1 rRNA gene is annotated in these 243 nt (G+C 43.6%); it reads left to right on the forward strand.

Going from position 1 to position 243, the window contains the following annotated elements:
• Window positions 1–243, forward strand: a 23S ribosomal RNA gene (locus tag G6042_RS00240); the annotation flags it as partial.

A 243-nucleotide genomic window follows, 5' to 3' on the forward strand; every position in this document is an offset into this window, starting at 1 on the left:
TTAAAGAGTGCGTAACAGCTCACTAGTCGAGCGGACGAGCATGGATAATAATCGGGCATAAGTATACTACCGAAGCTATGGATTTATACGTAAGTATAAGTGGTAGGGGAGCATTCTAACAGGGTTGAAGGTGTATCGTAAGGTATGCTGGACTGGTTAGAAAAGAAAATGTAGGCATAAGTAACGATAATGCGGGCGAGAAACCCGCACACCGAAAGACTAAGGTTTCCTCAGCTATGCTAA

Origin of the sequence: Flavobacterium solisilvae, from assembly GCF_012911605.1 — a bacterium.
GTDB classification, from domain to species: domain Bacteria; phylum Bacteroidota; class Bacteroidia; order Flavobacteriales; family Flavobacteriaceae; genus Flavobacterium; species Flavobacterium solisilvae.